The sequence below is a fragment of the Kitasatospora sp. NPDC036934 genome (assembly GCF_055608425.1).
Genome location: NZ_JBVJQR010000004.1, coordinates 218728 through 242799 on the forward strand (window position 1 = coordinate 218728; position 24072 = coordinate 242799).

General features: G+C 72.3%; 28 protein-coding genes. 12 read left to right on the top strand and 16 right to left on the bottom strand.

Annotated elements, in window-relative coordinates; all coding sequences use genetic code 11:
• Positions 1–145: 145 nt before the first annotated feature.
• From ACZ7BZ_RS08380 to ACZ7BZ_RS08400, 5 genes are all read right to left on the bottom strand, one after another.
• Positions 146–550 (bottom strand): hypothetical protein, encoded by a 405-nt coding sequence (locus ACZ7BZ_RS08380; RefSeq protein ID WP_470357687.1) that lies wholly within the window; start codon positions 548–550, stop codon positions 146–148.
• 66 nt (positions 551–616) lie between these two features.
• Positions 617–781 (bottom strand): hypothetical protein, encoded by a 165-nt coding sequence (locus ACZ7BZ_RS08385; RefSeq protein ID WP_470357688.1) that lies wholly within the window; start codon positions 779–781, stop codon positions 617–619.
• A gap of 17 nt (positions 782–798) precedes the next feature.
• Positions 799–1353, bottom strand: a complete 555-nt coding sequence (locus ACZ7BZ_RS08390) for an L-type lectin family protein (RefSeq protein WP_470357689.1) — start codon at positions 1351–1353, stop codon at positions 799–801.
• Positions 1354–1407: 54 nt separating this feature from the next.
• Entirely contained in the window at positions 1408–1938 is a 531-nt protein-coding gene (locus ACZ7BZ_RS08395) for an AidA/PixA family protein (protein WP_470357690.1), read from the bottom strand.
• Between the two features lie 73 nt (positions 1939–2011).
• Positions 2012–2521: an AidA/PixA family protein gene (locus ACZ7BZ_RS08400; protein ID WP_470357691.1), complete on the bottom strand. Its 510-nt coding sequence runs from the start codon at positions 2519–2521 to the stop codon at positions 2012–2014.
• 106 nt (positions 2522–2627) lie between these two features.
• Here ACZ7BZ_RS08400 and ACZ7BZ_RS08405 point away from each other — a divergent pair, with 106 nt between their 5' ends.
• The 6 genes from ACZ7BZ_RS08405 (at position 2628) to ACZ7BZ_RS08430 (ending at position 7700) form a co-directional block, all read left to right on the top strand.
• Entirely contained in the window at positions 2628–3194 is a 567-nt protein-coding gene (locus ACZ7BZ_RS08405) for a transposase (protein WP_470357692.1), read from the top strand.
• A gap of 141 nt (positions 3195–3335) precedes the next feature.
• The gene (locus ACZ7BZ_RS08410) at positions 3336–4763 is read left to right on the top strand and encodes a glycoside hydrolase family 18 protein (RefSeq protein WP_470357693.1); all 1428 of its coding nucleotides are present in this window, start codon (positions 3336–3338) and stop codon (positions 4761–4763) included.
• A 113-nt stretch (positions 4764–4876) separates the two neighbouring features.
• Entirely contained in the window at positions 4877–5824 is a 948-nt protein-coding gene (locus ACZ7BZ_RS08415) for an SPFH domain-containing protein (RefSeq protein ID WP_470357694.1), read from the top strand.
• Between the two features lie 11 nt (positions 5825–5835).
• The gene (locus ACZ7BZ_RS08420) at positions 5836–6063 is read left to right on the top strand and encodes a type II toxin-antitoxin system antitoxin (RefSeq protein ID WP_470357695.1); all 228 of its coding nucleotides are present in this window, start codon (positions 5836–5838) and stop codon (positions 6061–6063) included.
• A gap of 51 nt (positions 6064–6114) precedes the next feature.
• A complete protein-coding gene (locus ACZ7BZ_RS08425; RefSeq protein ID WP_470357696.1) occupies positions 6115–6744 on the top strand; it encodes a GOLPH3/VPS74 family protein in 630 nt (209 codons plus the stop codon).
• Between the two features lie 47 nt (positions 6745–6791).
• Entirely contained in the window at positions 6792–7700 is a 909-nt protein-coding gene (locus ACZ7BZ_RS08430; protein WP_470357697.1) for a 1-aminocyclopropane-1-carboxylate deaminase/D-cysteine desulfhydrase, read from the top strand.
• 46 nt (positions 7701–7746) lie between these two features.
• Here the strand turns inward: ACZ7BZ_RS08430 and ACZ7BZ_RS08435 are convergent, their stop codons facing one another.
• A complete protein-coding gene (locus tag ACZ7BZ_RS08435) occupies positions 7747–9258 on the bottom strand; it encodes an LCP family protein (RefSeq protein ID WP_470357698.1) in 1512 nt (503 codons plus the stop codon).
• 119 nt (positions 9259–9377) lie between these two features.
• Complete coding sequence (locus tag ACZ7BZ_RS08440) at positions 9378–9842, bottom strand: MarR family winged helix-turn-helix transcriptional regulator (RefSeq protein WP_380460603.1); 465 nt, start codon at positions 9840–9842, stop codon at positions 9378–9380.
• Between the two features lie 107 nt (positions 9843–9949).
• Here ACZ7BZ_RS08440 and ACZ7BZ_RS08445 point away from each other — a divergent pair, with 107 nt between their 5' ends.
• Both ACZ7BZ_RS08445 and ACZ7BZ_RS08450 read left to right on the top strand, forming a co-directional pair.
• Positions 9950–10975 (top strand): NADP-dependent oxidoreductase, encoded by a 1026-nt coding sequence (locus tag ACZ7BZ_RS08445; protein ID WP_470357699.1) that lies wholly within the window; start codon positions 9950–9952, stop codon positions 10973–10975.
• A gap of 352 nt (positions 10976–11327) precedes the next feature.
• Positions 11328–11822, top strand: a complete 495-nt coding sequence (locus tag ACZ7BZ_RS08450; protein WP_188304317.1) for a DUF3145 domain-containing protein — start codon at positions 11328–11330, stop codon at positions 11820–11822.
• 81 nt (positions 11823–11903) lie between these two features.
• On the opposite strand, the gene fabF is transcribed toward ACZ7BZ_RS08450, so the two are convergent.
• The 5 genes from fabF to ACZ7BZ_RS08475 all read right to left on the bottom strand — a co-directional run bounded on the left by fabF (position 11904) and on the right by ACZ7BZ_RS08475 (position 16967).
• Entirely contained in the window at positions 11904–13166 is a 1263-nt protein-coding gene (gene fabF / locus ACZ7BZ_RS08455) for a beta-ketoacyl-ACP synthase II (RefSeq protein WP_380460599.1), read from the bottom strand.
• A gap of 184 nt (positions 13167–13350) precedes the next feature.
• The gene (locus ACZ7BZ_RS08460; protein WP_380460597.1) at positions 13351–13599 is read right to left on the bottom strand and encodes an acyl carrier protein; all 249 of its coding nucleotides are present in this window, start codon (positions 13597–13599) and stop codon (positions 13351–13353) included.
• Between the two features lie 80 nt (positions 13600–13679).
• Positions 13680–14723 carry a beta-ketoacyl-ACP synthase III gene (locus ACZ7BZ_RS08465; protein ID WP_465741789.1) on the bottom strand — a complete coding sequence of 348 codons (1044 nt, stop codon included), beginning with the start codon at positions 14721–14723 and terminating at the stop codon, positions 13680–13682.
• Complete coding sequence (locus ACZ7BZ_RS08470) at positions 14720–15679, bottom strand: ACP S-malonyltransferase (protein WP_470357700.1); 960 nt, start codon at positions 15677–15679, stop codon at positions 14720–14722. The genes ACZ7BZ_RS08465 and ACZ7BZ_RS08470 overlap by 4 nt, the downstream gene beginning before the upstream one ends.
• 91 nt (positions 15680–15770) lie before the next feature.
• Complete coding sequence (locus tag ACZ7BZ_RS08475) at positions 15771–16967, bottom strand: PucR family transcriptional regulator (protein WP_465742084.1); 1197 nt, start codon at positions 16965–16967, stop codon at positions 15771–15773.
• Between the two features lie 253 nt (positions 16968–17220).
• Between ACZ7BZ_RS08475 and ACZ7BZ_RS08480 the strand changes: the two genes are divergently transcribed.
• A complete protein-coding gene (locus tag ACZ7BZ_RS08480) occupies positions 17221–17997 on the top strand; it encodes a pirin family protein (protein WP_380460592.1) in 777 nt (258 codons plus the stop codon).
• A 22-nt stretch (positions 17998–18019) separates the two neighbouring features.
• Here ACZ7BZ_RS08480 and ACZ7BZ_RS08485 read toward each other — a convergent pair whose 3' ends face one another.
• A complete protein-coding gene (locus tag ACZ7BZ_RS08485; protein WP_465741783.1) occupies positions 18020–18853 on the bottom strand; it encodes a serine hydrolase domain-containing protein in 834 nt (277 codons plus the stop codon).
• Between the two features lie 119 nt (positions 18854–18972).
• Here ACZ7BZ_RS08485 and ACZ7BZ_RS08490 point away from each other — a divergent pair, with 119 nt between their 5' ends.
• Positions 18973–19476 (top strand): MerR family transcriptional regulator, encoded by a 504-nt coding sequence (locus ACZ7BZ_RS08490; protein ID WP_470357701.1) that lies wholly within the window; start codon positions 18973–18975, stop codon positions 19474–19476.
• Positions 19473–20486 (top strand): aldo/keto reductase, encoded by a 1014-nt coding sequence (locus ACZ7BZ_RS08495; protein ID WP_380460586.1) that lies wholly within the window; start codon positions 19473–19475, stop codon positions 20484–20486. Before ACZ7BZ_RS08490 ends, ACZ7BZ_RS08495 begins: the two co-directional genes overlap by 4 nt.
• A gap of 62 nt (positions 20487–20548) precedes the next feature.
• On the opposite strand, the gene ACZ7BZ_RS08500 is transcribed toward ACZ7BZ_RS08495, so the two are convergent.
• Positions 20549–21127 (bottom strand): TIGR03086 family metal-binding protein, encoded by a 579-nt coding sequence (locus tag ACZ7BZ_RS08500; RefSeq protein ID WP_470357702.1) that lies wholly within the window; start codon positions 21125–21127, stop codon positions 20549–20551.
• A gap of 135 nt (positions 21128–21262) precedes the next feature.
• Between ACZ7BZ_RS08500 and ACZ7BZ_RS08505 the strand changes: the two genes are divergently transcribed.
• The gene (locus tag ACZ7BZ_RS08505; RefSeq protein ID WP_470357703.1) at positions 21263–22252 is read left to right on the top strand and encodes a helix-turn-helix transcriptional regulator; all 990 of its coding nucleotides are present in this window, start codon (positions 21263–21265) and stop codon (positions 22250–22252) included.
• A 30-nt stretch (positions 22253–22282) separates the two neighbouring features.
• Here ACZ7BZ_RS08505 and ACZ7BZ_RS08510 read toward each other — a convergent pair whose 3' ends face one another.
• Both ACZ7BZ_RS08510 and ACZ7BZ_RS08515 read right to left on the bottom strand, forming a co-directional pair.
• The gene (locus ACZ7BZ_RS08510) at positions 22283–23497 is read right to left on the bottom strand and encodes an alpha/beta hydrolase (protein WP_470357704.1); all 1215 of its coding nucleotides are present in this window, start codon (positions 23495–23497) and stop codon (positions 22283–22285) included.
• A gap of 186 nt (positions 23498–23683) precedes the next feature.
• The gene (locus ACZ7BZ_RS08515; protein ID WP_470357705.1) at positions 23684–24031 is read right to left on the bottom strand and encodes an MmcQ/YjbR family DNA-binding protein; all 348 of its coding nucleotides are present in this window, start codon (positions 24029–24031) and stop codon (positions 23684–23686) included.
• Positions 24032–24072: the final 41 nt, after the last annotated feature.

Below are 24072 nucleotides of genomic sequence, written 5' to 3' on the forward strand. Positions count from 1 at the left end.
GGTGGTCGAGGGTTGAGCCCGACTCCCTGGCCCGAAGGGAGAGTTGGCGCGTTCCGGCGGGTGGGGCTCCAGTGGGACCAGGTGCGGCGGTCGGGTTGATCGGCTGGGCCGATCGAGTGGCGGGTGCGAGTTCGGCCCTTTTCGGTCAGGCCGCCACGGTGATTTCGTAGGTGATGACGTACACATGGCCGTCCTGCCAGCCCTGGATCTGCTGGTAGGCGGGGGTGATGGTGGTCTCGACGACTTCCGTCCGGACCGACGCGGACGTCCGTTCGGCCGTGTTGGTGCAGGAGGCGGTGCTGACGGAGGCGGTGCAGAGCACGTCGTCGCCCTGGTAGTCGTCGTCGATCGTGCAGCGCAGGGCGATGGTCGCCCGTCGCCGGGGGCCGGGAGGGATACCGGTTGGGTGAAGTCCAGGCCCGACCACCTTCCCCTTGCAGTTCGTGGCGTGCCCGGAGCAGGCACAGACCAGGTGGGGGCCGTGGACGTGGGAGGGGAACCGGCCCTTCACGATCACGTCGGGGCAGTCGTTGGGGCACCGGTTGACCACCGTGGCCGTGTAATGGACCGCGTCGCCCCAGGCGGCCTGTTCCGGGCCGGACAGGAGCAGCGGTACCTAGACCGGCAGGGAGACGCGGAGGTTACGGATGCGGTGGACGGCGTGCGCCGTCCCGGTGCCGGCCGAGAAGCCGAGCTTGAAGGAGGTCGGGGCCTCCGTTGGCAGACCGAGGCAGTCGATCACCACGACGCCCTTCGGGTGCGCGTTGCCGAGCAGGGTCACCGTGAGCTACCCGGCGATCAGGGCGATCCGGGCGCGCAGCCCGTCCTGCCAGCCACCGTGGAAGCCCTCGGGAACCTGAGCCGATCAGCCAGGGGAACCCCCGTGTGCTGGCCCCCGGGGCCGCGGACGCCGGCCAGGCCGGGCTGTGGGTCCTGCCCGGCTCCCTCGCCGGCCGCCTCGGTGGCGAAGCCGCCGGGGTTGTCGAAGCCGATCCCGACGTGGCCCTTGCGCACACCGGGCTCCTTGGTCGAGCCCTGGTGGAGGAAGGAGTACCCCAGGCCGGCGCCGCGGGCCCCGGGGCTCGTCGTAGCCGAGGCGTCGAAGAGGTAGCAGCAGAAGCCGTTGCCCGCCGTACCGGTCGCGGGCGGGGTTCCGGGCATGAGGTCGAAGTCGATCACGATGTCGGCGGAGGACCGGAAGGACTCCTCCAGGACGGCGGCGCCCACCCGCTGCCCCTCGTCCGAGGTCAGCTCCAGACCGTCGGTGATCCGCGCCGTTCCCAGGAGAGTCCACTGGTGGTGCGGGGTGGGTCGGTCGAGCGCTTCGACGATGGGGAAGGCGGCGGTGGACATCGGTCCCCTGGGGGCGTGGTTGCCGTACGGGCTGCGGTGGCGCGGGTCTGGGCCCTACGGGGAGGGCACCGGGACGATGAGCCCCAGGTTCCAGCTGAAGTAGCCGACCACGTCCTCGCCCTTGATGATCTCGAAGTCGAGCCGGACGAACGGGTTGCCGGTCAGCGCGAGCTGGAAGGCCGTGACCTGGTCGGTCACGAGTTCCGCCGCGAACTCCGCTTCCTCGTGCGGGTCGTCCTTCACCCGGGGCAGCAGCGCGAGGTTCAGCAGCTGCTCGAACTCCGACACCGCGCCGGACTCGTCGAAACAGCGGTAGATCAGGACGCTGTGCTCCTCGTCGAACGGCAGCGCGGTCGCGCGCCACCGCAGGAAGTCGCCCGGCGCGGCCTCCAGCGAGAGTTCGCCGAACTCGCTGACCGCGTCCCCCCGGGGATTGAAGGCGTGGATGTCACCCGAATCGACCGGGGTCGGGTCGTGGCTGTTCCGGGACGGGTTCTCGTGCTTGTCGAGAATGGCGGCGACATCGAATACCGCGAGGATGTCGACGACCTTCGGAAGGGTGGGGGTTTCGCTCGTGATCGACACCTGGTGCTCCGTGCTCGTCGGGTCGTGCCGCTGCCTGGCCCGCGGGCGCCGGCCAGGCAGCGGGGGCGGTTCGCTACTTGACGGTGAGCTTCGGGTCCCAGCTGTAGTAGCCCAGGGCCTCGCCCTCCCGGCTGATGATCTCGAAGGAGAAGTGGTAGAACTCCTCGCCCTTCCTGAGCACCTCGGCGCTCCAGTAGTGGCCCGTCACGGTCTGGGACTTGAAGGACGGGTCGCCCGCCTGGCCGGTCAGGTACGGCAGGTTGGAGTCGGGTGTCAGGTGGTTGGGAGGGCTGATCAGCTTCTCGTCGCTGCCCACGTACTTGTAGAGCAGGGCGCTGTAGTTGGCGTCGAACGAGAACGTCGTCTCGCGCCAGCGGATCACATCGCCGACCTCCGCCTGGAGGTTCAGATTGGCTCCGGAGCTACCGATGATGTTGGCCTGCTTGACCATCATGTAGATGTACTTGTCGTCCGCCGGGACCGTTTTCGGGTTTTCCGGGGTGGAGCCGCTCGGCGGGTAATCCTTGAGGATGTCGTCCGCGTTGAAAGCGATGAGGACGTTGATGACTTCCGGACCTGACATCTGCACCGTTCCTGGTCGTGTGTGCGCGTAGTAGGCTGTCGCCAGCCTGCTGGCGGCCGCTGTTCGAGCCGTCAAAAACGACGCTACTGGCCGGGCTCGTGAAGCCATGGCGCCGGCCGTGTTTCTTATGGTGGCCGATCAGTTTGGGGGCGATCTGATGACTCTTGCCGCGCGCCTTGTCCCTGACATGCTGTGGGAGGCGTTCGGGAAGGTGGTGCGGCCCGCCGAGGTGGTCAGGCCGCAGGGCGGCGGCCGACGGCGGGCCGGGGACCGGGAGGTGCTGGCCGGGATCGTGTTCGTCGCCACGGTTGGTTGTACCTGGCGGGAGCTCCCGCCGGTGTTCGGGCCGAGCTGGCAGACGGTCTACCGGCGGTTCGCCCAGTGGAGCCGGGCCGGAGTGTGGGAGCGGCTGTACCTGGTCGCGGCGGAGGAGCCGGGGGAGCCGGGGGAGGCGGGGGAGGCGGAGTGGGTGCGCCACGTCGCGGCCGCGATCGATGGCCGGTCGGGACGGGGGCGGCCAAAAGAAACGGGATTCGACTCGAACGGTCAACCTGAACGGGTGAGTTGCCCCGGCCACCGGGTGATCGGTAGCAGTCGTGCTACGCGACGACACGGTGCATCGGCCGAAGTGGGGTCCGGTGCCGAGGCGTTGCTCTTTTCGGCGGAGTTGTGAGGACACGCCGGGCGCGTTGCGCACTGCGGGGAAGGATGCCTCGGCGGCTCCGAAATCGATTCGCCACCAGGCGACTTCGGTCCGCAGCCATGTCCGGTCGGCTCGGGGGCCCGTCGGCGTGCCCATTCCGCGGAGGAAGAGATGGAATTCATCGGCTATTTCACGCAGTGGTCGATCTACGGGCGTCAGGTCTTTCCCAGGACCATCGACGACAACGGGATCGCGGAACGCCTGACGATCCTCAACTACGCCTACCAGAACATCACTTCTGGTGATCTGCCGGCGAGTGAGGTGAATCCCGAGGGATACGACGGCTACCGGTTCTTCGAGGAGGTCCGGGCCTTCGACCGGACGAGGGCGGAGGAGGCGGACGGGTACGTCAACGCCGCCGATGCCGGGGCGGACTACCTGACCCCGTTCAACGCCGGACAGAAGAAGCCGTCGATCGGCGCGGACGATCCCGGTTGGGGAGCGCAGGCCCTGATGGGGAACTTCCACCAACTCGGACTGCTCAAGGCGAAACGACCGCACCTGAAGGTGCTGGTGTCGATCGGCGGCTGGACGTACTGCCGCAACTGGTCGGCCGCCGTCGCGACCAGGGAGCGCAGGGAGGAACTCGTCCGTTCCTGCATCGACCTCTTCATCAGGGGGAACCTGCCCAGTCCGATCTGGTCGACGGACCAGAAGTCCGGGAAGCTCGTCCGGACGGATCAGTTCCACGGAACCGGGGTCGCGGCGGGAATCTTCGACGGTGTCGACATCGACTGGGAATGGCCGGGAAGTGACCGGGGGTTGCCCGGGAGCAAGGTCGACAAGGAGCACGACAAGGCCAATTTCCTGGCGTTCCTCAAGGAGCTCCGCAAGCAGCTGGACGATCCGCAACTGCTGAAGGACTTCCCGCCGCGCGGCGGTAGGTACCTGATGACGGCGTTCCTGCCGGCCGATCCCGGGATCATGGCGGTCGGCTGGGACGCGGCGGAGGTCATGAAGCTCCTCGACTTCGGCAACATCCAGGGCTACGACTTCCACGGGGCGTGGGAGAAGGTCACGAACCAGCAGTCCGCGCTCCGCTCCTCGGCCACCGACCACCTCTTCGTGGATGCCGCGGTCGAGATGTGGATCAAAGCCGCGGGCGAGAGCGCCCGTTCGAAGCTCACCATCGGAGTCCCGTACTACGGCCGGGGCTGGTCGAACGTGGGGCAGGAGCACGAGGACGGACGGCTCAACTCGGCCGGTGGTGCGGCGGCCGGGAAGTACCAGGACGGCGTCAACGACTACCGCGAGCTCGCCGGGCTCGATGCCGCGCGGTACCCCGTCCGCTACCAGAAGGACTCCGCGGGCAATCCCGAGTATGCCTGGCGGTACAGCAAGGAGGACAAGGTCTTCTGGACCTACGACGACCCGAGCGTCGTCTACCGCAAGGCCGTGTACGCCAGGGAGCGCGAGCTCGGCGGCGTCATGGCCTTCTCGCTGGACGGCGACGACGAGCACACCGGGATCCTCACCCAGCACATCCGGGCCGGGCTGGACGGACAGAAGCCCCCGTCGAACGGCCCGAAGGGCGCCTGACGACGTCGGACCGCGTTCCCCCCTGGTGCGGTGCCGCGAAAAAGTGATATCACTTTGACAGCTGCAGCGGGCATCCGCGCGGCGCACATCGCACAGGGGGGGGAACCGGTCCCATGACCGCACCGCACGTCTCCGTCGAGGACGGCCCCGTCCTCGACCTTCCGGCTCCGAAGATCACCGAGCGGGTCATCACCGGAGCCGCCGGGCTGCCGGTGCTCGGCGCCGCGCTGCTCGGCGTGCTCGCCGGGTTGGGGGTGCTGATCACCGGAGGGGTCCAGATCAGCGGCGGCAGCAAGGGGGTGGGCATTCCGCTGGTGATCGTCGGGCCGCTGCTGGTGTTCGGCTCGCTGCTGACGCTGTGCGGCCTGACGGTCGTCTCGCCCGGTGAGGCCCGGGTGGTGCAGCTGCTCGGCCGCTACCGCGGCAGCATCCGGTCGGCAGGTCTGACCTGGCTGAACCCGTTCACCAGCCGCCGCCGGATCTCCACCCGGATCCGCAACCACGAGACCGAGACCACCAAGGTCAACGACGCGGACGGCAACCCGATCGAGATGGCCGCCGTGGTGGTCTGGCAGGTCGAGGACACCGCGATGGCAGTCTTCGAGGTGGACGACTACGTCGACTTCGTCGCCATCCAGACCGAGACGGCCGTCCGGCACATCGCCACCAGCTACCCGTACGACGCCCACCACGAGGGGCAGTTGTCGCTGCGCGACGGCGCGGAGGAGATCGCCCGCAAGCTGTCCGCCGAGATCTCCGCCCGGGTCGCCTCGGCCGGTGTGCGGGTCATCGAGTCCCGGATCACCCGGCTCGCCTACGCGCCCGAGGTCGCCCAGGTGATGCTCCAGCGCCAGCAGGCCGGGGCCGTGGTGGCCGCCCGGCGGCTGATCGTCGAGGGCGCCGTCGGTATGGTCGAGGAGGCGCTGGACCGGCTCGCCGAGCGCGACGTGGTGGAGTTGGACGAGGAGCGCAAGGCTGCCATGGTGAGCAACCTCCTGGTGGTGCTCTGCGGCGACCGGGGCACCCAGCCCGTCGTGAACACGGGCTCCCTCTACCAGTAAAGGGCGCGGCGTTGGCGACGGAACGGAAGAAGCTCCTGCTGCGACTGGATCCTTCGGTTCACGACGCGCTGGCCAGGTGGGCCGCGGACGAACTGCGCAGCACCAACGCACAGATCGAGTTCGTCCTCCGCCGTGCCCTCACCGAGGCCGGCCGGATGCCCAGCGGTGCGGCCCGGCTTCCCCGGCGCGGCCGACCGCCCAAGGAGAGCCCGGAGGGCGGCTGTCCCCCCGAGGACTGACCGCAGCGGCCGGGCGACCCGCAGATCTTTCCAGATCCTTCGGAGGCCGAGATGGACCTGCCCGACAATCTGCCCGAGAAGCTCTACCTGCTCGCCTACGACCCCGAGCGCGGGCGGCTCCGTACGACCAACCTGGACCTGGCCCTGCGGGCGGCGGCGCTCACCGAGCTCCTCCGCCGCGGGCTGATCCGTGACGACGGTCGGCACCCGGCCGCCGTCGACGGCGCGACCGGCGGGCTCGACCCGCTCTCCGCCGCGCTGCTGGAGCAGATCCGACAGGGGCGGCGGCGCACCTGGAAGAGCTGGATCGGGCGCCAGCGGAGGTCGGCGCGGGTGGTCCGCGACGGGCTCGTGGCCTCCGGCCGGATCCGGGTCGAGGTGCGACGGGTGCTCGGGTTCTTCCCGGTCGCCCGGGTCATCCTTCCGCAGCCCAGGGTGCGCAAGGCGCTGACAGCGAGCATCGCGTCGGCGCTGAACGGCCCGCTCAGCCGGGTCGATCCGGCGGACGCGGCGCTGGTCGCCCTGGTCGACGCGGCCCGGCTGGGTTCGGCCCTGACCTGGCGCCAGCGGCGCGAGTTCCGGACCCGGATCGACAAGCTGGCACCTGCCGCCGGCCCCGTCCCGCGTGCCCTGCGCCGGGCCATCAGCGCCCAGCACGCGGACGGCGGGGCGGGCGGCTGAACCGGCCGCACGGTTCCCGGCCGTGCGCGGCCCCGTAGGGTGGTCGGATGCTCGAACCCGCCCTGCTGCCGACCCCGCTGGTGGACTGCACCGACGAGGTGTTCGCCCGGGCCGGGGTGGAGCTGCGGCTGAAGCGGGACGACCTGCTGCACCCGGGCGTCCCCGGCAACAAGTGGCGCAAGCTCGCGCCCAATCTGGCCGCCGCCGTCGAGCAGGGCCACACCCGGCTGCTGACCTTCGGCGGGGCCTACTCGACCCATCTGCGGGCGGTCGCGGTCGCCGCCGGGGCGCTCGGGCTGGAGAGCGTCGGACTGGTGCGCGGCGAGGAGCTGGCCGGCCGACCGCGCAACTGGTCGCTGCGGGCCGCCGAACGGGCCGGGATGCGACTGGAGTTCCTCACCCGGTCCGCCTACCGGGAGGCCACCGGCCGGGCCGGTGCCGAGGACGCCGCGGAACTCCAGCGCCGCTGGGGCCCCGGCCTGGTGCTCCCGGAGGGCGGCTCCAACGCCCTGGCCGCGATCGGCGCGGCCGCGATCCCGGCCGAACTGCCCGGTCTGGACGGGCGCGACGTGGTCTGCTGCCCGGTCGGCACCGGCGGCACCCTGGCCGGCATCGCGGCGGGGCTGCCGGCCGGCGCCCGGGCGCTCGGGGTGGCCGTGCTGCGCGGGGGCGAGGGCTACCTGGAGGCGGAGGTGGCCCGGCTGCACCGGGCGGGCTTCGGCCGCGAGTTCGACAACTGGCGGATCGACCACGCCCACCACGGCGGCGGCTACGGCAAGGTCCCGGCCGAACTGGCCTCCTTCGCCGGGGAGTTCGAGCGCCGCCACGGCATCCCGGTGGAGCGCCGGTACGTCGCCAAGCTGCTCGCCGCGCTAGCCGACCTGGCCGCGGCGGGTGCCTTCGAACGCGGCACCCGCCTGACGGCCGTGGTCACCGGTCTGCCGGACCCGGAGTAGTCCGTCAGGAGCCGGAGGCCAGGATCCGGCGGCCGGAACCCGGAGTTCAGGACCCGAAGGTCAGATCGGCGCAGGGATCGGTGTCGGCGCCGCGGGTGTTCTCCGCTATGCCGGTGGGGATCCCGCTGGGCGCGGTGCTGCCGGGGGTGGGCGTGGCCGGGGGCGCGGTGACCGAGTCGAGCCGGGTGCCGGGCGCCTGGTAGTCCGCGCCGAGGGTGACGGTGATCGTGCCCGAGCCAGCCTCCTCGACCGCCCGGGCTCCGGGGAACAGGGCGGTGACCTGGTCGGCGGCGGCCTTCAGCCCGGGGTCGTAGGAGACCTCGGTGCGCTGCTTGCCGGGGTTGTTGGCGCCGAGGGTGACGTTGTGGAAGCCGCGGGCCTTGAGCGCCTCGGCGCCGGAGCCGGCCAGCCCGGGGGTGCCGACGCCGTTGACGACGGTGATCGGGGCGGCGGCCTGGTCGGCGGCGAGCGGGGCGTTCGGGGTGGGGCTCGTGCTCGCGCCGGCGGAGGGAGAGGCGGACGCGACGGCGGCGCCGGTGCCGGCGGTGATCTGCCCGTCCAGGGTGCGGTCCTCCTTCAGCAGCTTCCACAGGGTGTCGGCGTCCGGCTGGACCAGTCGCACCCGGTCCCCGGCGAAGCGCCAGGGAGCGGTGACGAAGGTGATGTCGGAGAGCTTGATGTCCTCCATCGAGCGGGCGAAGTCCACCAGCTTCATCGCGGTGCCGAGGCCCTCGTCCACGGTGAGCGACTTGGTGGCGGCGTCGGCCAGCGGCAGCAGGGTGGGCAGTGAGAAGCCCTCGCCCTGGACCTTCTTGATCATCGAGGAGAGGAAGGCCTGCTGGCGCCGCATCCGGCCGATGTCGGAGTTGTCGCCGATGCCGTGGCGGGCTCGCAGGTAGTCGACCGCGGTCTTGCCGGAGAGCTTCTGCAGCCCCTTCTTGAGGTGGATGCCGTACTGGTCGACGTCATTGGGCACGCAGGCGTCCACGCCGCCGAGCGCGTCGGTCATCGCGGCGGCGCCCTTGAAGTCGACCACGATGGTGTGGTCGATCCGCAGCCCGGTGAGCGCCTCCACGGTGTTCTGGGTGCAGGCCGGGTTGCCCTTGGGCAGCTCGCCGAGGCTGAACGCGGAGTTGAACATCTGGTCGTTGCGCGGCTTGCTCCAGGTGCCGTTCGCCAGCTTGCAGGACGGGATGGTGACCAGGGTGTCGCGGGGTATGGAGACGCCGACGGCGTGCTTGTGGTCGGCGTAGACGTGCACCAGGATCGCGGTGTCCGAGTTGCCGACGCCCTCGTCGCCGCCGCCCAGCGCGTTGTTGCCGTCGTCCCGGGTGTCCGAGCCGAGCAGCAGCACGTTGACCGGGACCTGGGCGCCGGGGCTGGCCGGGACGGGGGCGGGCGGGCGCTCGGTGGCGACACCGCCCGCGTCGAAGGTGGTGATGTTGCTGTCCAGCCGGTGGTAGAACCAGGCTCCGGCTCCCACGACCGACAGCACCAGAACGGCGGCCAGGCCGATGGCGGTCCGCAGGTACCGGCGCCGGCGCGTGCTGCTGCTCATCCTCCGTGCCCCCCGTCTTCAGGTGTCTCGCGTTCGGCGTTCGAACGTTAGACGTTCCGGAAGGCTGTTCGGTTACCCCTGGAGGGCAGCGGAATCGACCGCCGGAGCCGTGACGCTCGTCACGCTCCGGGGCCGGCGGCGCCGGTCAGCATCCGGCTGAGCAGGTCCCGCAGCACCGTCCGCTCCTCCGGGCCGAGCGCGGCGAGCGGCTCGCGGGCGAAGTTGAGCGACTCGCGCAGTTCCTCGGAGGCGGCCGCGCCGGTCTCGGTGGCGGCGACCAGCTTGACCCGGCGGTCCTGCCGGTCGGCCTCGCGGGTCACGAAGCCGCGGGCCTCCAGCCGGTCGACGATGCCGGTGATGTTGGAGGGCTCGCAGCTGAGCGTCTGGGCGATGTGGCGCATGGGCAGCGGGCCGCGCCGCAGCAGCGCCAGCACCTTGGCCTGGGCGCCGGTGAGCGAGCGGGCGGCGGCGGCCTCCTCGTACTCGCGGTGGAACAGTGCGACCAGGTTGGCCATCAGGTCGACGACCTCGCGGGTGATCTCGTCGGACTGCGGCGTGGCGGCCTCGGTCAGCTGAGTGTCCATGCCTCAGAGTCTACCTGAAAAGTTGACAACATGAACCTTTCATGCCCATCGTTACTTCAGTTGCTCAACCTTTCACCTGCCGACACCCCCCTTCGAGGAGCACCTCCATGGCAGAGCAGGCCACCCCCGCCACCGCCCGTGAATGGCACCTCGCCGCCCGCCCCCAGGGCTGGCCGGTGCCCACCGACTTCGCCCTGGTCGAGGCCCCGGTCCGGACCCCGGGCCCGGGCGAGATCCTGGTCCGCAACACCCACCTCTCGGTGGACCCGTACATGCGCGGCAGGATGAACGACGTGAAGTCGTACGTGCCCCCGTTCCAGCTCGGCCGGGCCATGGACGGCGGCGCGGTCGGCTACGTCGTCGCCTCCGCGGCCGAGGGCTTCGCCCCCGGCGACGCCGTGCTGCACGGGCTCGGCTGGCGCGAGTACGCCACCCTGGACGCGAAGCACGCCGTGAAGGTCGACCCGGCCGCCGCCCCGCTCTCCGCCTACCTCGGCGTGCTCGGCATGCCCGGCCTGACCGCCTACGCCGGGCTGCTCGCCGTCGGCGGCCTCAAGGAGGGCGACAAGGTCTTCGTCTCCGGTGCGGCCGGCGCCGTCGGCTCCTTGGTCGGCCAGATCGCCCGGCTCAAGGGCGCCTCGCTGGTGGTCGGCTCGGCCGGCTCGGCGGAGAAGGTCGCCAAGCTGGTCGACGAGTACGGCTTCGACGCGGCCTTCAACTACAAGGACGCACCGGTCGCCGAGCAGCTCGCCAAGGCCGCCCCGGAGGGCATCGACCTCTACTTCGACAACGTCGGCGGCGACCACCTGGAGGCCGCGATCGGCGCCCTCGGCGTGCACGGCCGGGCGGTGCTCTGCGGCGCGATCGCCCAGTACAACGACACCACCGCGCCCGCCGCCCCGCGCAACCTGGCGATGGCGATCGGCAAGCGGCTGCGCCTGGAGGGCATGCTGGTGGGCGACCACGCCGCCCTCCAGCCGCAGTTCGTCACCGAGGTGGGCGGCTGGCTGAAGTCCGGCGAACTGCGCACCGAGGAGACCGTCGTGGACGGCTTCGAGAACGCCGCAGAGGCCTTCATCGACCTGCTGCGCGGCGCCAACACCGGCAAGATGGTCGTCCGCCTGGACGGCTGACGTCCCATCAGGGAGCCGACCGCCCCGCCGCCCCGGACCGGGCGCGCGGGGCGGTTCGCGTGCACGGCGCAGGGGATCCGGCCGCACTACCGCATTCCGGCCGGATCCGAAAGTGCGTCATCCATCCTGCGCCGCCGCGCGGTACGGTGTTCCCGCCTGGCGATGGGGCCGTTCGGGGGAGAGATCCGGCCGAGGGGTAGACCTCGTTGAGGATTCGACTAGCATTGAGCGAAAGCCTGTCCGTTTTGCTCAATTTAGTAGCTTAATGTCGGTTAACGTGGGTAACTGTGGATCAACTGCAGGCACGAGGCAGCTGGGGAAGGCGACCCTCGTCCACAGCCTGGAGGTCCCGGTGACGACACGTGGAGTTCTCTACATCCACTCCGCGCCCCGCGCGCTGTGCCCGCACGTCGAGTGGGCCGTCGCGGGGGTGCTCGGTGTGCGGGTGAGCCTGGACTGGATCCGCCAGCCGGCCGCACCCGGGCATTGGCGCGCCGAACTCTCCTGGCAGGGGGAGCCCGGCACCGCCTCCAAGGTCGCCTCCGCGCTGCGCGGCTGGCAGCTGATGCGGTACGAGGTGACCAGCGAGCCCTGCGCCACGGCGGAGGGGGAGCGGTACAGCAGCACGCCCACGCTCGGCATCTTCCACGCCGTCACGGGCATCCACGGAGACATCCTGATCCCCGAGGACCGGCTTCGGGCCGTCCTGCTGCGGGCCCGCAGCGAGGGCGCCGACCTGGAGGCCGAGATCTCCCGGTTGCTCGGCAAGCCCTGGGACGACGAACTGGAGCCCTTCCGCTACGCGGGCGAGGGCGCGCCGGTGCGCTGGCTGCACCAGGTGGTCTGAGACCGTACGCACGACGAAGGGGCCGGCGCTCGCGGAGAGCGCCGGCCCCTTCGTGCCGGGTGCCGCGGGGTGCGGACCGGGTCAGCGGGTGCGGAAGGCCAGCACCACGTTGTGGCCGCCGAAGCCGAACGAGTTGTTCAGCGCGGCGATCCGGCCCTCGGGCAGCGGGGTCGCCTCGGTCACGATCCTGGCGTCCACCTCGTCGTCCAGCTCCTCGACGTTGATGGTCGGCGGGGCGATCCGGTGGTACAGCGCCAGCACGGTGGCGACGGTCTCGATGCCGCCGGCGCCGCCCAGCAGGTGACCGGTCATCGACTTGGTGGCCGAGACCAGGATGTGGTCGAGGTCCTCGCCCAGCTCCTTGCGCAGCGCCTTCAGCTCGGCGGTGTCACCCTGCGGGGTCGAGGTGGCGTGCGCGTTGACGTGCACGATCTCGGCCTTGTCCAGCTCGTTGCGGTCGAACAGGTCGGCCAATGCGCGGGCCACGCCGGCGCCGGTCGGCTCGGGCTGGGCGATGTGGTGGGCGTCCGAGGACAGACCCTGGCCGACCGCCTCGCAGTAGATCCGGGCGTTGCGGGCCTCGGCGTGCTCCAGCGACTCCAGCACGACCACACCGGCACCCTCGCCCAGCACGAAGCCGTCGCGGGCCTTGTCGTACGGGCGCGAGGCGCGCTCGGGGTCGTCGTTCTGCTTGGACATCGCCATCATGTTGGCGAACGCGGCGATCGGCAGCGGGTGGATCGCCGCCTCGGTGCCGCCGGCCACCACGACGTCGGCGCGGCCGCTGCGGATCATCTCGATCGCGTAGCCGATCGCCTCGGCGCCGGAGGCGCAGGCGGAGACGGGGGTGTGCACACCCGCGCGGGCGCCGACCTCCAGACCGACGTTGGCCGCCGGGGAGTTGGGCATCAGCATCGGGACGGTGTGCGGGGAGACCTTGCGGGCGCCCTTCTCCTTCAGTACGTCGTACTGGTCGAGCAGGGTGGTCACGCCGCCGATGCCGGAGGCGATCACGGCGCCCAGGCGCTCGGGGGCGAGCTTGGAGGAGTCGTCGGTGGCCGGGGTCTCGAAGCCGGCGTCGGCCCAGGCCTCTCGGGCGGCGATCAGCGCGAACTGGGCCGAGCGGTCCAGCTTCCGGGCCAGCGGCCGGGGCAGGATCTCGCCCGGCTCGACCGCGGTGCGCGCGGCGATCCGGACCGGCAGGTCCTCGGCCCACTCCTCGGTCAGGGCCGCCACCCCGGAGCGCCCGGCGACCAGGTTCTCCCAGGTCGTGGCGGCGTCGCCGCCCAGCGGCGTGAAGGCGCCGATACCCGTGACGACCACGGTTCGGTTCTCAGCGGTCACTGGTCTCTCTTCTTTCACGTTCGTGCGGGGTCGGCGGCGAGCCGAGGAAGGGCCCGGCCGGGCGCCCGGGTGGGGCGTCCCGGCCGGCGGATCGGCCTGGCTCGGGGGGAGCCGGGCCGACGGGTCAGCCGTCCGAGGCGTGCGTCACGCCGGACGGACTGGGCGACTCGTACGAGTCGGCTGATCAGGCGTCGGCGTTGGTGAGGATGTAGTTCACCGCGTCGCCGACGGTCTTCAGGTTCTTGACCTCGTCGTCCGGGATCTTGACGTCGAAGCGCTCCTCGGCGGCCACGACGACCTCGACCATGGACAGCGAGTCGACGTCCAGGTCGTCGGTGAAGGACTTGTCCTCCTGGACGTCCTCCGCCGGGATGCCGGCGATCTCGTTGACGATCTCGGCGAGACCTTCCAGGACCTCGTCCTTGGTAGCCATACTGGCTGCTCCTCTTCGGTGTTGAACGTGTCCGACCGTCAGCCGAACACGGGCTTGTGGATGGATGGGGCGAAACGCGCCTAGGGGAGCGTAACGACCGCCGCAGCGTAGACGAGACCCGCCCCGAACCCGATGATCAGCGCGAGGTCGCCGCTGTGGGCCTCGCCGGACTCCAGCATGCGCTCCATCGCCAGCGGGATGGAGGCGGCGGAGGTGTTGCCGGTCTCGGCGATGTCGCGGGCGACCGGCACCGACGCGGGCAGCTTGAGCGCCTTGATCATCGCGTCGGTGATCCGCATGTTGGCCTGGTGCGGGATGAAGGCGCCGAGCTGGTCGGCGGTTACCCCGGCGGCGTCCAGCGCCTGCTGGGCCACCTTGGCCATCTCCCAGACCGCCCAGCGGAACACCGGCTGGCCGTCCATCCGCAGGGCCGGCCAGGTGCGGCCCTGCTCCGGGTCCTCGGCCTGGCCGTTGATCGCGTCGGGCTTGGCGAAGGCGGTGTCCCAGGCCTGGGTCTGGGTGATGACGTCGGCCTGCGAGCCGTCCGAGCCCCAGATCAGCTTGCCGATGCCCGGGGTGTCGGACGGGCCGACGATCGCGGCGCCGGCGCCGTCGCCGAAGATGAAGGCGGTCGAACGGTCCGACTTGTCGGTCAGGTCGCTGAGCCGCTCGACGCCGATCACCAGCACGTACTCGGCGTTGCCGCCGCGGATCATGCCGTCGGCCAGGCCCAGGCCGTAGCCGAAGCCGGCGCAGGCGGCCGAGATGTCGAAGGCGGGGGCGGTGCCGCAGCCGAGCCGCTCGGCGATCTCGGTGGCGATCGCGGGGGTCTGCTTGAGGTGCGAGACGGTCGCGACGATCACGCCGCCGATCTGCTCGGGGGCGATGCCGGCCTGCGCGATCGCCTTGCCGGCGGCCTGCAGCGACATCTCGGCGACGCTCTCCTCCGGGCCCGCCCAGCGGCGCTCGGCGATCCCGCTGCGGGTGCGGATCCACTCGTCGGAGGAGTCGATCCACTCCAGGACCTCGGAGTTGGGGATGACCCGGACCGGACGGTAGCCGCCGACCCCGTGGATGCGGGCGTACTGCGCGCCGGTGGCGGGTCGGATCTGCGGCTTGGTCATGCCTGGTCCTCCTGGTCCTGCTGTTCCTGACCGCCGTGCTCCGCGATGAGCTCGCGGGCCTTGTCCAGATCGGCGGGGGTCTTCAGGGCGAGCGTGGCCACACCCTTCAGGTTGCGCTTGAACAGCGCGGTCAGCGTGCCCGCGGGGGACAGCTCGATGACGGCGGTCGCGCCCAGCTGTCCGAGGGTCTCCATGCAGAGGTCCCAGCGGACCGGGTTGGAGACCTGCGACACCAGGCGGGCCAGCACCTCGGCGCCGGAGCCGACGACCTCGCCGTCCTTGTTGGACACGTAGCGGACCTGCGGGTCGGCCACGGTCAGGCTCGGGGCCAGCGCGGCCAGCCGCTCGACGCCGGGGGCCATGTGCTCGGTGTGGAAGGCGCCGGCCACCTTGAGGGCGATCAGCTTGGCGCCGGCCGGCGGGTCCGCCTTCAGGTCCGCCAGCTGGGCCAGCGTGCCGGCCGCGACGATCTGGCCGCCGCCGTTGTTGTTGGCCGCCGTCAGGCCGTGCTCGGCCAGCTTGGCCGCGACGACCTCCGGGTCGCCGCCGAGCACGGCGGTCATGCCGGTCTCGGTGACGGTGGCGGCCTCGGCCATGGCCTGGCCGCGCTCGCGGACGAAGGCCAGGGCGTCATGGGCGCTGAGCACCCCGGCGCCGGCCGCGGCGGTGATCTCGCCGACGCTGTGACCGGCGACGGCGCCGACCAGCTTGCGGGCGACGTCCTCGTCCGGGAACAGCTCACGGGCGGTCATCAGACCGGCCGCGACCAGCAGCGGCTGGGCGACGGCGGTGTCCTTGATGTCCTCGGCGGACGCCTCGGTCCCGGCGTGCACCAGGTCGAGCCCGGCGACCTCCGACCAGCCGCGCAGGCGGTCGGCGACACCGTCGAGCTCCAGCCAGGGGCTGAGGAAACCGGGGGACTGGGCACCCTGTCCAGGGGCGACGATTACGAGCACGGTTCAACCCTCTCTCGCCAGGCGCCCAGGGGCGGGTAGGCGACGGTAACGAAGAAAACCATCCGGGATTGTATGGTCCCTACACTCCGGCTCAGCCGGGCTCCCCGGCGGCGGTGAGCCGGCCGAGGGCCAGTGCGATCCGCAGAGTGAACGCCGAACGTACGTCGGAGGGGGCGTACCCCGTGACGTCGGTCACACGTCGTAGCCGGTAGCGCACCGTGTTGGGGTGCACGAAGAGCATCCGGGCCGCCCCCTCCAGGGACGACGCCTGCTCCAGGTAGACACTCAGCGTCTCCAGCAGGGCGGAGCCGGCCTCGTCCAACGGTGTGTAGATCTCCTCCACCAACTGGGCGCGGGCGGCCTGGTCCCCGGCCAGTGCCCGCTCCGGCAGCAGGTCGTCCGCGAGCACCGGGCGGGGGGCGTCCGGCCAGGCGGCGCAGGCCCGCAGGCCGGCCGCGGCGGCGTGCGCCGAGCGGGTCGCCGACAGCAGGTCCGGCACGGTCGGGCCGATCACCACCGGGCCCGGCGCGAACTGGCCGATCAGCGCCCGGGCGGCGTGCACCGGCTCCTTCTCACCGCCGACCACCACCACCAGGCGCTTGCCCAGGACCCCGGTCAGCACGTTCAGCTTGGCGTACCGGGCGGCCCTGCGGATCGCCTCGACCACCAGCTCGCTGTCCCCGTCCGGGGCGCTGCCCATCACCACCCGGACCTGGCTGGGCTGGCCCCAGCCCAGCGCGGCGGCGCGGGAGAGCACCCCCTCGTCGGCGTCGCCGGACAGCAGGGAGTTCACCACCAGCGCCTCCAGCCGGGCGTCCCAGGCGCCGCGTGCCTCGGCCGCCTGGGCGTACACCTGGGCGGTGGCGAAGGCGATCTCCCGGGCGTAGACCAGCACGGACTCGCGCATGTCCGCCTCGTCGCCGGGGGCGGCCACCTCCTCGATGGCCTCCTCCATCACCTCGATCGTGGTGCGGATCAGCTCCACGGTCTGGCGCAGGGTGATCGCCCGGGTCAGCTCGCGCGGGGCGGTGCCGAAGACGTCGGTGGAGATCGCCCGGGCGGCCTCCGGGTGGCGGTACCACTCGGTGAAGGCCGCGATGCCGGCCTGGGCGACCAGGCCGATCCAGGACCGGTGCTCCGGTGGCATCCGCCGGTACCAGCCGAGTTGGTCGTCCATCCGCGCGATCGCGGCGGTGGCCAGCTTGCCCGAGGACTTCTCCAGCCGCTTGAGCGTCGCGGCCCGGCGCTCGGCCCGCTCGGCGGCGTTTCTGCGCTCCTGGGCCGTCAGACGGGGCGCGGGGCGGCCGGGGCGGTCGCGGCCGCCCCGGGGAGCCGGACTGTTCCCGGTGGGATCGGCTGCGGGAGTGGGATCGCTCTTGGAGTTCGCGGAAGCGGCTGGCACAAGGACAAGACTGCCTCACGCGGGTGACTGCTCGTGCACACCCCCCGGCGCGGGGGCCCGGTGGTCCCGGTCACACCCGGGGGCCGCGGGGCGCGCCCGTGCCCGGGGACGGGCCGCCCGGCACAGTACGGTGGGGCCCGTGACCGACGCCGCCGCCCGCCCCCGTGCCGACCTGCGCCGCACCGCCGAGCGCTACCGCTCCACCCCCGCCGAGGGCGTCGAGACCCGGCACGCGTTCTCCTTCGCCGGCCACTACGACCCGAAGAACACCCACTTCGGCGCGCTGCTCGCCTGCAACGAGGAACTCCTCGCCCCCGGCGCCGGGTTCGAGGAGCACAAGCACCGGGACACCGAGATCCTCACCTGGGTGCTGGAGGGCGCACTCGCCCACCGGGACTCGCACGGCCACAGCGGGGTGGTGCGCCCGGGCATGGTCCAGCACCTGAGCGCGGGTTCCGGGGTCACCCACACCGAGCGCAACGTCGGCGGTGCCACCGGCCCGGTGCGCTTCGTCCAGATGTGGCTGCAGCCGGACGAGTTCGACGCCGCCCCCGCGTACGGGCTGCGCAAGGTGGAACCGGCGGACGGCGGGTTGACGCTGCTGGCCTCCGGGCTGGAGCGGGATGCCGGGACGGACGCCCTGCGGCTGCGCCGCGGCGACGCCGCGCTCTGGCTGGCCACCGCAGGCCCGTGGCAGCCGCTGCCGCAACTGCCGGCGGCGCCCTGGCGGTACGCGCACCTGACGGCCGGCACGCTGGGCTACCGGACCGTCCCGGGGCCCAAGGGCGCCGGCCGGTCGATGGTGCCCGGCGACAGCGTGCGGATCACCGGCGAGGCCTTCGCCGACCCGGCGGCCGGCGAGACCGGCGCCCAGCTGCTGCTCTGGGAGATGCACTCGCCGGTCTCGTACGGCTGAGGTGGGCCGGTCCGCGAGTCCTTCAGTTCTTCAGTTCGGTGAGGACGGCGTCGGAGAGCGGCGGCCAGGCCTCGACGGCCCAGGGGCCGAAGTCCCGGTCGGTGAGCGCGATGCAGGCCGCGTCGGCCTGCGGGTCGACCCAGAGGAAGGTGCCGGACTGGCCGAAGTGGCCGAAGGTCTCGGGGGAGTTGGCGGTGCCGGTCCAGTGCGGGCTCTTGCCGTCGCGGATCTCGAAGCCCAGGCCCCAGTCGTTCGGGCGGCGGTGTCCGTAGCCGGGCAGCACGCCGCTGGTGCCGGGGAAGGCGACCTCGCGGGTGGCCCGCCGGACGGTGGACGGGTCCAGCAACTGGGGGGACTGCAGCTCGGCGGCGAACCGGGTGAGGTCGGCCACCGTGGACAGGCCGCCGGCGCCGGCCGGGGACTTGATCGCGGTGTTGATCAGGGTGTCGTGCATGCCCAGCGGCTCGAACACCGCCTCGGCGACGTACTGGTGGAACGCGATCCCGGCGGCCTCGGCCAGGGTGCGGGCGAGCACGTCGAAACCGGCGTTGGAGTAGAGCCGGCGGTTGCCGGGCTCGGCGAACAGCCGGTCCTCGTCGAAGCCGAGGCCGGAGGTGTGGGCCAGCAGGTGGCGGACGGTGGAGCCGGGCGGGCCGGCCGGGTCGTCCAGCTCGAACACGCCCTCCTCCAGGGCGACCAGGGCCGCGTAGGAGGTGAGCAGCTTGGTCACCGAGGCCAGCGGGAAGAGGTGCTGCTGCGGACCGTGGGCGGCCAGCACCGCGCCGTCCGACCCCCGGACCACCGCGGCGGCGGCGTGGGGCACGGGCCAGTTGTCGATCATCCGCAAGCTCTCCATGCGGTCGACTCTAGCCGGGCCCGGATCGGGGTGGTGGGGCCACCCGGCTGGGCGGCTTGCTTGGAGTGCACTCCAACTCGGTAGCGTCGTTCCCGTCTACAGGACAGGGGGAATCGATCATGGCCACACCCGCACGGGCCGGGGCCGGGCTGCGCAGCTGCGCCGAGGTGTACCAGGGCCCGGCCGGCGAGCCGGACCACACCCCGCGGCACACCATCAGCGAGGTCGCCGCGGCCAGCGGGCTGACCGCCCACACCCTGCGCTGGTACGAGCGGATCGGCCTGCTCGACCCGGTCGACCGCGCGGTCGGCGGCCAGCGCCGCTACTGCGACGCGGACCTGCACCGGCTGGCCTTCCTGGGCCGGCTGCGGCTGACCGGGATGTCGGTGGCGGACATGCTCAAGTACGTGGACATGGCCCGCCGCGGCGAGGAGACCTACCCCGAGCGGCGGGAGCTGCTGGAGGCGCAGCGCGAGGAGGTCCGGCAGCGGATCACCGACCTCCAGGCGACGCTGGCCGTCCTCGACCACAAGATCGATCTCTATGCCGGGAAGGTCGCCGACAGTGCCGGCGCCCCCGTCCGATGCCAGTACCAACGACCAGAGGAAGAGCAGAGCGCATGACTCACCCCGTCCTTCCCACCGCCCCCCTCGGCACCGACGGCCCGCTGGTGGGCGTCCAGGGCCTCGGCTGCATGGGCATGAGCGAGTTCTACGGCCCGACCGACTCCGCCGAGGCGCTCGCCACGCTGGACGCCGCGCTGGACGCCGGTGTCACGCTGTTCGACACCGCGGACATGTACGGCTCCGGCCGCAACGAGGAGTTCATCGGCCCCTTCGTCCGGGCCAACCGCGACCGGGTGGTGCTCGCCACCAAGTTCGCCATCGAGCGCGACGAGAACGACCCGACCAAGCGCGCCATCCGCAACGACCCCGCGTACATCCGCGGTGCCGTGGAGGGCTCGCTGCGCCGCCTCGGCGTGGACGTGATCGACCTCTACTACATGCACCGCCGCAACCCGGAGGTGCCGCTGGCCGAATCGGTCGGCGCCATGGCCGAGTTGGTGCAGGCCGGTAAGGTCCGTCAGCTGGGCCTGTCCGAGGTGACCGGGGCGGAGCTGCGCGAGGCGCACGCCGTCCACCCGATCGCCGCGGTGCAGTCCGAGTGGTCGGTGTTCGCCCGTGACGTCGAGCGCTCGGCGGTGCCGGCCGCGGCCGAGCTGGGTGTCGCCTTCGTGCCGTACTCGCCGCTCGGGCGCGGCTTCCTGACCGGCGCCTTCCAGGACGCCGCGAACCTCGCGGCGGACGACTTCCGCCGCACCCACCCGCGCTACACAGGGGAGAACGCCGTCGCCAACGGCGAACTGCTCACCCCGCTGCGGAAGATCGCCGAGGCCCACGACGCGACGCTCGCCCAGGTCGCGCTGGCCTGGGTGCACCAGCGGGCCGAGGTGCACGGTCTGACCGTCGTGCCGATCCCCGGCACCCGCAAGCGCAGCCGGCTGGCCGAGAACACCGCCGCGGCCACCCTGCGGCTGAGCGCGGAGGAGCTGGCGCTGCTGGAGCCGCTGGCCGGGCAGGTCGCCGGGGACCGTTACGCGGACATGCGCAACACCTCGGTCGGGCGGGAGTAGCGCCTGCGGGGTCCGGGGAGTCGGCGACTCCCCGGACCCGCAGCCTTCGGGCCCCGGGGAGCTCAGACCTTGCGGCCCATCCAGGCGGCCAGCCGGGTGTGCACGTCGGCGTCCGCCGAGGCCGGCCGCACCGCGCCGAACGGGACGCCCTCGACCCGGCTCGCGGGCGGCAGGACCAGCTCGGCGACGGCCAGCGCGGTGTGCGCCAGGGCGTCGTCCAGGACGAAGCCGTTGTCGAGGGCGGTGGCGATGTCCCAGGAGTGGGTCACGGTCTCCATCACGTAGCCGCCGACCACCATGCCGCCGGGCACCTCGCCCCAGGGGGCGAAGGTCGGGCGGCCCAGCTTGGCGTCGTCCGCCCAGGCGGCGGTGGCGCGGGCGGTGGCGCGGGCGAGCGCGGCCGGCCAGCCCTCGTCGGACGGGTCCTCGATGGCCGGCACGATGTCCTGGGACCGGCCGCCCTCGCCCAGGTAGGCGAACCGGTGGACGCCGCCGACCACGTGGTTCAGCAGCTGACGCAGCGTGAACTCCTCGCACGGGGTGGGCCGGTCGAGGTCGGCGGGGGTGACGGCGGCGAACAGCTGCGCCAGCTGGCCGAGGGCGGTGAGGTACTGCGGGCGGGCGTCCTGGACGGCGCTCATCTGCGTTCGGCTCCTTCGTACGGTGTGGTGTTGCGCGGTGCGGTGTGTGCTGCGCGGTGCGGTCTTTCGGGCTCGGAACGCAATCTCCCAGTAAAACCTGACAAGCGCCGTCAGGATTGTTGGGATTCTGGTGCCATGAAGGCCGAACGCCTGCTCTCGATCCTGCTGCTGCTCCAGACCCGGGGCCGGGTGCCCGCCACCGAACTGGCCGAACGGCTGGAGGTGTCCGTCCGCACCATCTACCGCGACGTGGAGTCGCTCTCCGCCGCCGGCGTGCCGGTGTTCACCGAGCGCGGCCGGCACGGCGGCATCGAGCTGCTGCCCGGCTACCGCACCGACGTCACCGGGCTGACCGCGGACGAGGCCCGGGCGCTGTTCGTGCTCTCCGCCCAGGGGGCCCACAGCGACCTCGGGCTGGACGGCGCGCTCGGCTCGGCGCTGCGCAAGGTGATGGCGGCGCTGCCCGCCCCGCACCGCCCGGCCGCCGAGCGGATCAGCGAGCGCGTCCTGGTCGACCCGGCGCGCTGGATGCAGAACCCCCAGGCGGGCACCGGGAGCGGGCCCGACCTGGGCGAGTTGCAGTACGCGGTGTTCGCCGACCGGCGGCTGCGGCTGCGCTACCGGCACAGCGGCACGCCCGCGCCGGTCGAGTACACCGTCGACCCGTACGGGCTGGTGAGCAAGGCCGCGGTCTGGTACCTGGTGGCCGATCTGGGCGGCGAGCCGCGGCTGTTCCGGGTCGACCGGGTGCTGGACGCCGAGACCACCGGGGAGGCGGTGCGCCGCCGGGCCGGGGTGGCGCTCGGCGAGGTGTGGGCGGCGCTGCGCGAGCAGGTGGAGCGGCTGCCGAAGGACCTGCCGGTGCGGGTGCGGGTCCGGCGCGGACGGCTGGACATGTTCCTGCGCATCCACGGCGGCCGGGTCACCGCGGCGCCGCCGGAGGCGGGCACCGGGCCGGCCGAGGAGTGGGTCGAGCTGGCGATGGCCTTCCCGGCCGCGGCGGCCGTCCGCTCGCTGCTGGCCTTCGGCGCGGAGGCCGAGGTGCTGGGCCCGCCGGCCGCCCGGCGCGAGCTGGCGCGGGCGGCGGCGGAGGCCCTGCGGCTGTACCAGGAGCAGCCGACCTGACGGGGACCGGGACCGACTGAGCCGGACCGACTAGGAGCCGGACTGGGGCCGGACCACGTCGCGGTAGTCCCCGAGCGAGATCGCCGCGAAGTTGTGCAGGCTGTCGGTGCCGTCGGTGAAGTAGCCGTTGTGGCCGGAGGCCCGGGCGGAGGAGATCTGCTCGGCGCCGAAGCCGCTGCCGGTCGGGTCGGCGCCGTGGCCGAGCTTGCCGACCTCCAGGAACGGGACATTGCCGATCCAGTCGCTGGGGTTGCGGGTGGCCCACACGTGCACGCCGCGGCCCAGGTCGCCGGCGGACTGCACGCCCATGCCGGGGCTGCCGAACACCATCATGTCGGTGATGCCGGAGGTGTCGGAGGGCGAGGCGGCCGCGCGCGGGATCCTCGGGGCGGCGGTGCCGCAGACCACCGAGCCGTACGAGTGGCAGAGCAGCGACGGTGGCGCGTCCGGCCGGGTGGTCTCCTTGAGGCCGGCCAGTAGCCGCTCCAGGCGGGGCGCGGCGACGTCGGCGAGCCGGGAGGTGGCGGCGTCCGGGCCGAGGCCGGAGGGGGTGACGTACCCGGTCCAGGCGATCACGGCGGTCCGGGTGCCCGGGGCCTGGCGCTGCTCCTCGGTGTACAGGGCGCGGGCCATGCCGGCCGGGGAGCGCAGCGGTTCGGCGGTCTGGTCGAAGTGGCCGAGGTCGGCGTCCGAGCCGGGGACGAGGACGGAGATCCGCTCGGCGTCGGCGAGGTCGCCCCAGACCTCGGTGACCAGGCCGCGGCCGCGCGGGTCGAAGGCGAGGACCTGCCGGTCGGGGGAGAGCAGGTGCTTGACGTCGTTGGCGCGGGAGACGGCCAGCGCTCGGGTGTCCGAGTCGAGCTTCTTGTCGGCCGCGCGGACCCGGGCGGCGTCGCGCTCGTCGGCCAGGGCGATCCGGTTGGCGCGGTAGCGCAGGTCCAGCGGGGCGCCGTCGTAGTTGCCGACGACCAGCGGGTACGCCTTGACCAGCCGGTCCAGCTCGGTCGGCGCGAGCGAGGCGAAGAACGCGGCGGCGTCGGCGGGGCTGGTGGTGGCCGGGTCGGGCAGCAGGCGGCCGAAGGAGTGGTCCTTGATCCAGGCGGCGCTGCCGGCCGGGGGCGTGGAGATCGCCAGCTGCTCCGAGGAGACCGCGGCCGCGGCCGCCGAGGCACCGGCGTCGGCGAGCACGGCACAACCCGCGAACGCCCCGATCAGTACCCGCTTCCAGCGTCGACGGTTGCGCACCGCACCAACTCCCTTGGGGCCCGTCACCGTTTCTCGGGCGGTGCCCGGAGGGTGCGATTGGACTGCTGAACTTCCCTGGGCAAGCGTAGAGGTCACGGGAGGGTGACGGACCCGCCTAAACTGTGGGATGGATCACATGAACCGGGGGTGTCTTTCCAGCGTCTCCGAGTAGCTGGTAGTGCGGTGTCAGCCGGAGTGCCGGGCGTCGAATCCGGCGACCACCCGCTTGGGCGCCGTGCGCCGCCAGGCCTCGGTGACCAGGTCGTCCAGCTCCTCCCGGTCGACCAGGTCCAGCCTGACGCTCACCCAGCCGTGCCGGCCGACGTACCGGGCGAAGGAGAACACCTCGGGCTCGGCCGCGATCAGTTCGGCCTGGTCCTCGCGGGAGGCCTTGAGGGTGATGCTGTCCCCGTCGGGCGCGCCCATCGCGAAGACCTTGCCGCGCACCCGCAGCGTCTCGATGCCCCAGGTCGGCTCCTGGGCGGCCTCGGGAAGGCCCAGGGCCATCGCGCGGAACTCGTCGAACGTCACCATGGCCGCAGGGTAGAGCAGGGCTCGGACAGCGCGCCCCCGGG